9 protein-coding genes are annotated in these 10,011 nt (G+C 53.8%); 6 read left to right on the top strand and 3 right to left on the bottom strand.

The features are described from left to right. The first annotated feature begins 292 nt into the window (after positions 1–292). Complete coding sequence (locus ACT3TJ_RS15860) at positions 293–1,228, top strand: glycosyltransferase family 2 protein (RefSeq protein WP_193057336.1); 936 nt, start codon at positions 293–295, stop codon at positions 1,226–1,228. 101 nt (positions 1,229–1,329) lie between these two features. Then, positions 1,330–2,094 (top strand): glycosyltransferase family 2 protein, encoded by a 765-nt coding sequence (locus tag ACT3TJ_RS15855; RefSeq protein WP_193057337.1) that lies wholly within the window; start codon positions 1,330–1,332, stop codon positions 2,092–2,094. Here ACT3TJ_RS15855 and ACT3TJ_RS15850 read toward each other — a convergent pair. Next, positions 2,074–3,114, bottom strand: a complete 1,041-nt coding sequence (locus ACT3TJ_RS15850; protein WP_193057338.1) for a glycosyltransferase family 9 protein — start codon at positions 3,112–3,114, stop codon at positions 2,074–2,076. The two genes, ACT3TJ_RS15855 and ACT3TJ_RS15850, sit on opposite strands and share 21 nt — an antisense overlap. An 84-nt stretch (positions 3,115–3,198) precedes the next feature. Between ACT3TJ_RS15850 and ACT3TJ_RS15845 the strand changes: the two genes are divergently transcribed. Next, positions 3,199–4,326 (top strand): glycosyltransferase family 4 protein, encoded by a 1,128-nt coding sequence (locus ACT3TJ_RS15845; RefSeq protein ID WP_193057339.1) that lies wholly within the window; start codon positions 3,199–3,201, stop codon positions 4,324–4,326. Here the strand turns inward: ACT3TJ_RS15845 and ACT3TJ_RS15840 are convergent. Together ACT3TJ_RS15840 and ACT3TJ_RS15835 are read right to left on the bottom strand one after the other, a co-directional pair. Further along, positions 4,299–5,345: a glycosyltransferase family 9 protein gene (locus tag ACT3TJ_RS15840; protein WP_193057340.1), complete on the bottom strand. Its 1,047-nt coding sequence runs from the start codon at positions 5,343–5,345 to the stop codon at positions 4,299–4,301. The two genes, ACT3TJ_RS15845 and ACT3TJ_RS15840, sit on opposite strands and share 28 nt — an antisense overlap. A gap of 107 nt (positions 5,346–5,452) precedes the next feature. After that, complete coding sequence (locus tag ACT3TJ_RS15835; RefSeq protein ID WP_087106949.1) at positions 5,453–6,196, bottom strand: 3-deoxy-D-manno-octulosonic acid kinase; 744 nt, start codon at positions 6,194–6,196, stop codon at positions 5,453–5,455. Between ACT3TJ_RS15835 and ACT3TJ_RS15830 the strand changes: the two genes are divergently transcribed. From ACT3TJ_RS15830 to waaA, 3 genes are read left to right on the top strand one after another with little or no spacing between them, the layout of a single operon-like run. Continuing rightward, positions 6,195–7,292: a glycosyltransferase family 9 protein gene (locus tag ACT3TJ_RS15830; protein ID WP_193057341.1), complete on the top strand. Its 1,098-nt coding sequence runs from the start codon at positions 6,195–6,197 to the stop codon at positions 7,290–7,292. The genes ACT3TJ_RS15835 and ACT3TJ_RS15830 overlap by 2 nt on opposite strands. Further along, on the top strand, positions 7,282–8,712 hold the full coding sequence (hldE, locus tag ACT3TJ_RS15825) for a bifunctional D-glycero-beta-D-manno-heptose-7-phosphate kinase/D-glycero-beta-D-manno-heptose 1-phosphate adenylyltransferase HldE (protein WP_193057342.1): 1,431 nt from the start codon (positions 7,282–7,284) through the stop codon (positions 8,710–8,712). Before ACT3TJ_RS15830 ends, hldE begins: the two co-directional genes overlap by 11 nt. After that, the gene (gene waaA / locus ACT3TJ_RS15820) at positions 8,712–10,007 is read left to right on the top strand and encodes a lipid IV(A) 3-deoxy-D-manno-octulosonic acid transferase (protein WP_193057343.1); all 1,296 of its coding nucleotides are present in this window, start codon (positions 8,712–8,714) and stop codon (positions 10,005–10,007) included. Before hldE ends, waaA begins: the two co-directional genes overlap by 1 nt. Positions 10,008–10,011 lie beyond the last annotated feature (4 nt).

The raw sequence follows: 10,011 nt of genomic DNA, 5'->3' as shown, positions 1-10,011 counted from the left end.
AAGCGCCGCCGAAAAACTATCTGCCGTCTTATGCCTTTGGTCGGCAGGGATTTTAGCCGAAGTTTGACTTGCTATGCGGCAGCACGTTGAGGCAGCCTACTGTGGTTATATGAGAGAGCTGTTGGTCTTTATCGATCCAGGGCGGGTTGGCAGCGATGTTTAATAGTATGGCGGCTTACGGTAGAATTTAAACAGTTGACTATATACAGCTATCTGCAACCGCTATCAGAAGCATTCGTCATTTATTGTAATGAAGTGTTCTTTTAATTGAACTCAACCACAGTGGTTCCTTATGAAAAAAATAGAAGTGTCATTTATTACGATAAATTATAATTCTTCACAATATACAGCTGAGTTAATTAATAGCATTTTGTCGAATACTGATAGCGTATCTTACGAAATTATTGTTGTTGATAATGCCTCTGAAGATAAAGATTTTTTACGTCTGAAAGAGTTTCTGAAAGATAAAAATGACGTGACATTAATTAGAAATTCCATCAACAGTGGGTTCTCAAGTGGCAACATGCTAGGGGTAAATCATGCGAGTGGGCAGTATTACTTTTTTGTTAACAATGATTGCAAACTTTTAAATAATACGGCAGGCGTATTAAAGGAGTATCTGGATTCAAACGCAGCGGTGGCGTTGGCAACTGCTCAAATAGTAGATGCCAACAACAATTATTCATCTTCGCACAAACAGTTTCCCCATCTTTTAAAGCAGCTGTTTGGTAACAGCGTGCAAAGAAAATTTTCAAGGATTAAATTTCCAAGCAATCGTGTGACGTTAGATAAACCCACGCAGGTTGAAGTGGTTAGTGGCTCTTGCATGTTTTTTAATGCAGATGCTTTTTGCGATATTGGTGGTTTTGATACCGCCTTTTTTCTTTACTGTGAAGAAGAGGATATTGCCAAAAGAATTTGGGAATCTGATAGGAAAGTTTTTTTTATTCCTGAAGCACAGATATTTCATGAAGCGGGTGGTAGCACAGAGCAAGGATTTCGAATGCAACAAGAGTTTTATATTTCCTATTACCACTTGCTAAATAAACACTACAACCGCACCGGTCGGGTTCTACTTAAAATAGCATTATTCTTTAAGCTGTTTTTTAGAATGTTTAAGAAGAAAATGGGCGTCAGAATGTTTCTGTCTATGCTAAGTGGATTTCCGCAAAAAAACAGCTTGAGATACTCTCAAAAAATAAAGAAGCACCACGAAGAGGTCGTTTAGAAAACAGCAGGATGCTAATTAAAAAGATGCTAATTTTCACATGCGATTTGTGAAAGCTATGATGCTGTTACCCTGAAAAATTCTTAAGCTGAGAAATCCTCTTGCCAATTTCTGCTGTGTTGATTGTTAAAAATGAAGCGCACCATCTGCGCGAATGTCTTGATACGCTCACCTGGGCCGACGAAATTGTCGTGCTGGATGCGGGGAGCCAGGATGAAACCTGCGCGATTGCGCGCGAGTATACGGATAACGTAAGCGTTAATACGGATTGGCAGGGCTTTGGCGTACAGCGCCAGCGCGCCGAGGCACTGGCCAGCCACGAGTGGATATTGATGGTGGATGCCGATGAGCGCATTACGCCAGCGCTGCAAAAAAGCATTCAGGAGGCTGTGCAGGGGGGGCCAGCCGTTTTTAGTCTCGGGCGGCTTTCCTGGTGTTTCGGGCGGTTTATCCGCCACTCAGGCTGGTATCCGGACTGGGTCGCGCGTCTCTATCCCAAAGGGCAAGCATCCTATAATGCAGCGCTGGTACATGAAAAACTGGTGGTGCCCGATGGTCTAACGGTCAAACGCCTGTCTGGCGATTTGCTGCACTATACCTACCGTGATCTGCGCCATTATCTGGAAAAATCTGCCCACTATGCGCAGGCGTGGTCGGAGCAACGGGCCGCTCAGGGTAAAACGGCCACGCTGGCGAGCGGTTTCACACATGGGCTTGCCTGCTTTGTGAAGATGTATCTGCTAAAAGCGGGCTTTAAGGATGGCAAGCAGGGTTTCCTGCTAGCGCTTTTGTCAGCGCACTCTACGTTTAATAAATACGCTGACTTATGGATCCGCACACGGACATCACCCCCGCATAAACGCTGAAAGGAGAAACGTTGAAATTTGCTGAGCGGCAGCATCAATATCAATCGCCGACATGTCCTGCTGGTCAGCAGTGGCTGGAGGGCTAAAGGCCAGCCGCTTTTCAGCGCTGTTGCACGTTTGCCAGCGCAGTGGGGTGGCCGAGCGTTTAGCCGGGTAGAATCCTGCGGTGGCGATGTTCAAGCATCCAGCGATATGCAGCGGGCCGGTTGAGCCCGCAATCAGCATGTCGGCCTCGGCCAGCCGGTGGGCAAACTCAGCGACGTTGCTGCTCTCGGGTAGATGCCTGGCCGTGACGTCAGCGCTGGCAAGCCGGTCGATTAACGCTTGGGCAGGTGCCTCTTCTCCGGGGCCGGCGCTGATCAACCAATTAATAGGCGGCACTTCTTTCACCTGCTGGCCTATTTGAGCAATAAGCCCCGCGTACTGATCAATTGAAAGATTAACCGCCGAGCCACCGCTGCCTGGATGCACAACGATAGATACTTCGGCTGTCATATCCTCTGTCAGCGTTTGGCCCTGCATTTGTGTTCTGGGCAGTGGCCAAAAGGGCGGTTCGGGCAGTGCAGGCAGCTTAAGCGAAAGCCTGGATAACAGCTCGCACGCCAGGTCCACGTTGTACTGATATTCAGGCTTTGCCGATTGAGAGCGGCGCTGGCGAATGCGCACGTTGTAAAACAGTTGAGCCCACTTGGTCGCAGGAGCAACACGAAACGGTATACCTGCCCGCCAGCCTAGCCAGCCAATGCGTGGCGTTGAAAACAGGGTCAGCAGTGCATCAAACTGGGCGGATTTTACGCGCTTAAGCAGTGCTTTCTGGGCGTGTTTGTCAGCATGGCTACCAGGGTCGGTAATGACCTCATCCACCCAAGGGCACGCGTTGGCTAGCGGTGCAGTGTAAGCCGGTACCAGCACTGTAATATGCGGCGTAGGTGATGCGCTTTTTAGGCAGGCCAGCGCTGGCCAGGCCAGCATGAAATCACCAATTTTATCATTACGTACGACCAGCACTTTCTGCGCCATTTTGGGTGCCCCGTTAATTGCAGCCTGTATACTACAAGAGAATGAAGAGCTTGTTTAACAGTGCGTGGCGAAGTGAGGGATGCGATGGTAAATAAGGTGGTGCAACTTTGTCTGTCGAAGGGTAACGGCGGGATGGAGTTTTATGTTGACCGTATAACCGAGGATTTAAAAGCGGCCCAGATTGACGTCATCGGCATCTGCCTTGAGGGCACGCGGATTAATACTTATATGCAGCGTCATCAGATACCTTACTTGGCATTCAAAAGCAGTACTCAAGCGCTAAAGCACGTATTACGCATCCGCCGATGGTTGATGGAAGAGAACGTTCGCGTTATCCACTGCCATAAGTCGAGTGACCTGCGTTTAACCGCACTTTTAAAACTGGTTATGCCGAGTATTCGAGTGTTCTACACCGACCACATGGGCGGGCAGCGTCCCAAAAAAAGCCTCTACCACCGCTTCGCTTATGCCAATGTAGAGCGCGTCCTGTCGATTAGCCAGGCGACTCACCTTCGTAATATTCGCAATCTCCCGTTGCCCAGCGAAAGGGTTGTCTGCTTACCTCACGGTGTCGATATCAATACGTATCGCCCTTGCAATGATGAGCGTTTTATTCGCACCAAACGTGCAGAGTTAGGACTGCCTGAAGAGGCCGTTATTATCGGATTGCCTGGGCGCGTGACGCCTGGTAAAGGCCAGGATGTCTGGGTTAAAGCACTGCTGGAACTTGATCCTGCGTTGCCCTTTTATGCTGTGTCGATAGGCGGTACTGACGACGCGTCCGGGGGGGAAGAACGTTTCTATAGCGAGCTACAAGCGATGATTGCGGGCACGCCGCTTGAGAAAAGAATCAGCTTTCTAGGCCACCGCAGTGACCTGCCCGAAATCTTGCCTGCGCTGGATTTGGTATGTATCCCCTCGGAAAATGAAGCGTTTGGTTTGACCATTATTGAGTCGATGGCGTGCGCATTGCCGATTATTGGCTCCAACACGGGGTCGCTACCCGAACTGGTCGATGAAGCCTCTGGCGTGCTCGTGGGCCCGCACGATATTAACGCGTGGGCCAAAGCGATGGAGGCCATGGTGCGTGATGAAACAACGCGTCATGCCATGGGCAAGGCAGCCCGTGCGCGCGTTGAACAGCACTTCAGTAACAAGCGGCATGTAAAGCGCTTGATTGAGTATTACAAGATCTCGGCAGACGAAGGGTAGACCCGATTGAATGCGTCAGCCAGCCGCTCGGATGTCACCCCCTGCTCAACATGGTCCGTTGAATGGATGATTTCATGGGGCGTTGCCTGGGGTTGCCATGCGCTGTCGATAACCGTATACACGCCCACCGTGGGGCGATTATAGGCGCTGGCGATATGCACAATAGAGGTGTCGGGTGAGAAAACGACGGCGGCATATTTGACGAGAGCGGCTGACACCAACAGTGAGCACGGGCCAGGAAACGTGTGAACAAATGGAAACTGTTTGGCTAACTGCACGGCTTTTTGTTCACCACTGGGGGCATAGGGAATAACCAGCGGTAATCCTGTGGTTTTATGAACAGTATCCATAAGCGCCTTGGCTTTATCCATGGAAATACAGCGATAATCAGCGCCGCCATCAAGGTTAAACAGTACATAGGGACCAAGCTCGCTTGCCCACTGATGGACTTCCTGATCGATATTGACAGGAATCGGTAGCTCAAAGCGCCCTTCGACACTACCTAACCCGACGTTCTCAATCAGCTTAGACCAGCGAGTGGGTAGCGATGTGTCATACGTGATCGGCTGCCCAAAGTCAGCGAACGCCTGCATGTTGTAAGCGCTATAAGTGAGGTTCATGCGGGCTTTCAGTTTGCCCACAAAATAGATGCCGGGAGAGGTGGCGTGTCCCGTTGCATCTACGCAAAGATCAATACTTCCATGGCGCGCTCGAAGGTTCCTCGCAAGCGTTTTGACTGCTTTATAGTCCCTGTCTCTGGGTACAATTTGAACTTCAGCACCCTCGCTTTTCAGTGTTTCGAAGACCGGGGCATTTCTATGCGATGCTACGACACAAAGCCAATCAACATGGCGTGCCTGTAAGGCCCTGATGATGGGGTAAATAGCCATTCCGTCGCCAACCGATTTTGGGCAGAGAATGACTGCCTTGCGCACCGTATCGGGTTGCCAGCTGTCGGGGGTATAGTCGTACCAGCGCTCAAGCAGTCTGCGCCCAAGCACTTTGTTCCATCTTGGCATCGATTATTTTCCTTACGTGCGCTCATTATAATTCGATGATCAGTATTTTATAAGAATAAGGCGTTAGTAAGGAAGATGCTTTAGGTCATTAGGCTTGGCGGATATATTTAGCTTTCCCTGCCGGTGATTGCCCTTTCAGCATAGCCTTGCCGGATAGGGGTTATGGCGTGAGGCGCGTTAAACTTCACCACTGAGCGGGAAAGGCGCGCCAGATTAGCAGCTTGCCATTTGCCTGGTGGGCGTAGGCGACAGCGGTCCAGATCAATCAACCACGGTTCTCCTGCCGGATCGACCAGTATATTGCGTGCGTTAAGGTCGACATGATCAAGCCCTGCATCATGAAAGCGTTTGATCATAGCGCCTACCCTTGCAAGCAGCGCATTATCGGCGCTGTTTTCAGTAAGTAGCGAGGCTAACGCCTGAGCGCCGGGGACTCTTACCGTTAATAGCGCCGCTTCATAAGTGATGCCATAGCGGGTGATGCAGCAGGCAACCGGGGCTGGAACGGGCAGGCCCTGTTCAAACAGCGTGGCGGTTAAGCGCAGTTCTCGAAAGGCGCGGGTATGCTCGGCACCTGTCCATAGATAGCGCTTTTCACTTAACCTGGCGACCATGCCGCCGCGCCGATAGGGGCGCAGCACCCACTGCTGGGTCGGCGTTGCCTGTAGAAAAAGGCTGCTGCCCCGGCCGGGTGCTTCACCCACCACCAGGCCTTGCTGGCGCCAGTAGTTGGCCGTGAACAGGGCCGGCCCGATAGGATGTGATAGTTGGTGTGATCCCGGTGCGTCACTTAAACTGTCTGCATCATGTAACATCAGACTATTTTTTTGCCGGAGTGCCGTTAAGCGCATGAAGCCCTCGTTGCCTGCTGAACCCAACCACATTGCTATTTTGCGCCTCTCCGCCTTGGGAGATGTGTGCAATCTCGTGCCGACGGTACGCGCACTGCAGCGCCAGTGGCCACGAGCGCGCATTACCTGGATTATCGGCAAGGGGGAGCACAGTCTACTGGCGGGGCTTTCCGGGGTCGAGTTTGTCGTGTACGACAAGTCGACCGGCCTTGCCGGAATGCGCCGCTTGTGGCGCGAGCTTGCCGATACACGCTTTGATGTACTGCTGCATATGCAGCAGGCGATTCGCGCCAGCGTGCTCTCTCTGGGCCTAAAAGCCAATGTACGCGTAGGGTATGACAAGGCTCGCGCCAAGGATGCCCAGCACTGGTTTACCCAGCATCAGCTGGCGCCGCATCCCAAGGCGCATGTGCTGGAATCCTTTATGGATTTTGCTCGCCTTCTGGGTGTGAAGGACGACCACCTGGAGTGGAACATGCCGGTACCCGCGATGGCCTATGAAGAGGCGCGGGTTATCAGTGGAGAATCGCCTTATCTTGTCATCAACCCATGCAGTAATGCCCGCTTGCGCAATTTTCGCAATTGGTCGGTGGAAGGTTACGCCAGCGTTATCGAACACGCTTGGCGACACCATGGTCTAAAAAGTGTGCTGACCGGGGGAAGCAGTACGCTTGAGCGCGAAATAGGCGAGCAGATTGAAGCCTTGTGCCAGCCGGGTAGCGTGATTAATGCGATAGGTGGCACGTCATTGAAAGGCGTGTTGGCTCTGATTGGCCAGGCGCGTGCGGTGATCGCGCCGGATACCGGCCCCGTCCACATGGCCAATGCGATGGGAACGCCGACTCTGGGGCTGTACGCCACCACGAATCCGCAGCGGGCGGCGCCCTATTGCTGGCGTGATTTCGCCGTCAATGCGTATCCGGATGCCGTGCATGCCTACCTACATAAGCCGGTGGGCGAGGTCTCTTGGGGCCAGCGGGTGCGCCATCAGGATGCGATGCAGCTCATTAAAACCGAGACCGTTATTGCCCAGCTGGATACGCTCCTCGCGCATACAGCGTCAGACACAGTTGCAGGATCTACTCATGAAAGTTGATTTAACCGCGTTAGAACATGCCCACATACTGATCGTCGGCGATGTCATGCTCGACCGCTACTGGCACGGTGGCACGTCGCGCATTTCTCCTGAAGCCCCGGTACCGGTCGTGCGTGTTGAAGAGGCCGACGACCGCCCCGGTGGCGCGGCCAACGTGGCGCTGAATGTGGCCTCTTTAGGCGGCCATGCAGCCCTGGCAGGCGTTGTCGGGGATGACGACAACGCGGTGTTATTGGAAACTCGGCTGCATACAGCCAATGTAAATACTCACTTTCAGCGCAGCCCCGACGTGCCCACGATTACCAAGCTGCGTGTGATGAGTCGTAACCAGCAGCTGCTGCGGCTGGATTTTGAACAACGCCTGGATAACATCGACATCGGCGATTTATTGGCCCAGGTGGAACAGGCGTTGCCGGACTGCGATGTTGTGATCCTTTCTGACTACGGTAAAGGCACGCTCAACCAGGTGGAGCGGTTGATTGCCCAAGCGCGTGCGCATGGCAAGCGCGTTCTGATTGATCCCAAAGGGCAAGACTTCAGTAAGTATCGCGGCGCGAGCTTGATCACGCCTAACCTTGCAGAATTTGAAGCCGTGGTAGGCCACTGCGCAAGCGATGCTGAGCTTGCCAAGCGGGGCGAAGCGCTGCGCGCCGAGCTTGAGCTGGAAGCCCTGCTGGTCACCCGCAGCGAAAAAGGCATGACGTTGATCTGCGAAGGCCAGCCGCCTATTCATTTACCTACGCGCGCTCAGGAAGTGTTTGATGTCACCGGGGCTGGTGACACGGTCATTGGCTTAATGGGCCTCGCGTTAGCCGCGGGCCATGCCTTGCCCGAAGCCATGATGCTGGCGAATCTGGGGGCGGGTCTGGTGGTTGCCAAGCCAGGTACCGCGACACTCTCAATAGCTGAGCTTTATACGGCGTTACACGGCGATAGGCTCGCCGAGTTTGGGGTTATCGAGCCGGCGCCTCTCGTTGAGGCTGTGCGTGCGGCACAGCTACGCGGTGAACGGGTTGTCATGACCAATGGCTGCTTTGATATTCTGCATGCAGGGCATGTGGCCTATCTGGAGCAGGCAAAACGCCTCGGTGATCGCCTGATTGTGGCGGTAAATGACGATGCCTCCATTGGCCGTCTTAAAGGGCCCAAGCGGCCGATCAATCCGCTTAATCGACGCATGCAGGTGCTGGCTGGCCTGGGCGCGGTCGATTGGGTTGTGCCGTTTAGTAACGATACGCCGCAAGCGCTGATTGAAACCGTTCTGCCTGATATCCTGGTAAAAGGCGGTGACTACCACCCAGACGATATTGCCGGTGGAGACGCCGTTCGAGCCAATGGAGGAGACGTTAAAGTGCTCGGGTTTGAGGACGGCGTATCCACCTCGGCGATGATTAGCTCCATTTTGGACCGCGAGGGATAATGGGGCGAATTAACTGGCCGCGTCTTGGCTATTCTGCGGCGCTCTATGCGCTTTCACCACTGATTGGCTGGTGCATCTGGCGTGAGCAAGTACCTACTTACTCACGTTGGCAGCGGCTGGGCAGGCGCCTTGGCAAGCTGCCTACGCCGCCGCGTATTTGGTTGCACTGTGCCTCGGTAGGTGAGGTCCGTGCCGCCCGCCCGCTGATAGAGGGCCTGCTCGTTCGCTACCCTCGCCATAGCCTGCTGTTAACCACCATGACCGCTACGGGCGCACAGCAGGCGCAGGCATTGATTGAACAGCAGCTTGATCACCGCCCCCGACTCGCGCACTGCTTTCTACCCCTGGATTTTCCCGGTGCGGCCAAACGGTTTGTGCACCGCGTAGCGCCTGAGCTTGCCATCATGTTTGAAACCGAGCTTTGGCCTAATCTGCTTCACGCTTGTCAGCAACATGGCACGCCGGTTGCGGTGGTCAATGGACGGCTCTCGCCTCGAGCGTTCAAGCGCTATCAGAAAATTGCCCCGCTAATGGCCCGCACACTGGCCAATGTCGATTGGCTGGCAGCCAAGTCTGCTGACGATGCCAAGCGGTTTGAAGCGCTAGGCGCTGCGCCCGATAAAACGGCTGTGGTAGGGTCGTTAAAGTTTGAAGTAGGTCTGCCACCAATGGGTTTGGTTGAAAGTGAGCGCTTACTTTTAGAGTGGGAGGGGCGACCTGTCTGGGTCGCCGGTTCTACCCGTGATGGCGAAGAAGCGCTACTGCTGGAAGCACACCGGCAATTGCTACATCAATTTCCTGACGCCCTGCTGGTGCTTGTACCGCGCCACCCTCAACGCTTTGATGAGGTCGCAGCACTGTGTGAGGCAAAGAAATGGGAGACAAGTCGGCGCAGCCAGGGCGAGCCTGTTACCCCGGCTACCCAAGTGTATCTAGGCGATACGCTGGGTGAGCTGGCTGTTCTCTATGGTGCAGGCCAGGTGGCATTTGTTGGCGGCAGCCTGGTGCCGCTAGGCGGGCACAACGTGCTCGAGCCCGCCGCGCTGGGCAAACCCGTGCTCAGCGGTCCTTTTATCGAAAACTTTGCTGATGTGGTCGAGCCGCTGGAAACGGCTGGCGCACTTACTCTGGTGGCGGATGTCGATGCGCTGGTCGATGCCTTGCAGTGCCGCTTCGTCGACCCCAAGCGCTGTCTTCAAGAAGGCCAGGCTGGCCAATCCGCTATCAAAGCGCAGCAGGGTGCGCTTGCACGCACCCTGGAGGGCCTTGAAGCGCTCTCAAGCGCTGAACGATAAGCCC

It is taken from the genome of Halomonas sp. AOP30-A1-24, assembly GCF_052378165.1.
In the GTDB taxonomy this organism is placed as follows: Bacteria; Pseudomonadota; Gammaproteobacteria; order Pseudomonadales; family Halomonadaceae; genus Vreelandella; species Vreelandella citrativorans.
This window is presented reverse-complemented; position numbering and strand designations above follow the sequence as displayed.

Bases quoted from the DNA above. Each gene is read 5' to 3' on its own strand.
- ACT3TJ_RS15860 (WP_193057336.1), top strand. From the start codon at position 293: ATGAAAAAAATAGAAGTGTCATTTATTACGATAAATTATAATTCTTCA.
- ACT3TJ_RS15850 (WP_193057338.1), bottom strand. From the start codon at position 3,114: ATGGCGCAGAAAGTGCTGGTCGTACGTAATGATAAAATTGGTGATTTC.
- ACT3TJ_RS15845 (WP_193057339.1), top strand. From the start codon at position 3,199: ATGGTAAATAAGGTGGTGCAACTTTGTCTGTCGAAGGGTAACGGCGGG.
- ACT3TJ_RS15840 (WP_193057340.1), bottom strand. From the start codon at position 5,345: ATGCCAAGATGGAACAAAGTGCTTGGGCGCAGACTGCTTGAGCGCTGG.
- ACT3TJ_RS15830 (WP_193057341.1), top strand. From the start codon at position 6,195: ATGAAGCCCTCGTTGCCTGCTGAACCCAACCACATTGCTATTTTGCGC.
- ACT3TJ_RS15835 (WP_087106949.1), bottom strand. From the start codon at position 6,196: ATGCGCTTAACGGCACTCCGGCAAAAAAATAGTCTGATGTTACATGAT.
- hldE (WP_193057342.1), top strand. From the start codon at position 7,282: ATGAAAGTTGATTTAACCGCGTTAGAACATGCCCACATACTGATCGTC.
- waaA (WP_193057343.1), top strand. From the start codon at position 8,712: ATGGGGCGAATTAACTGGCCGCGTCTTGGCTATTCTGCGGCGCTCTAT.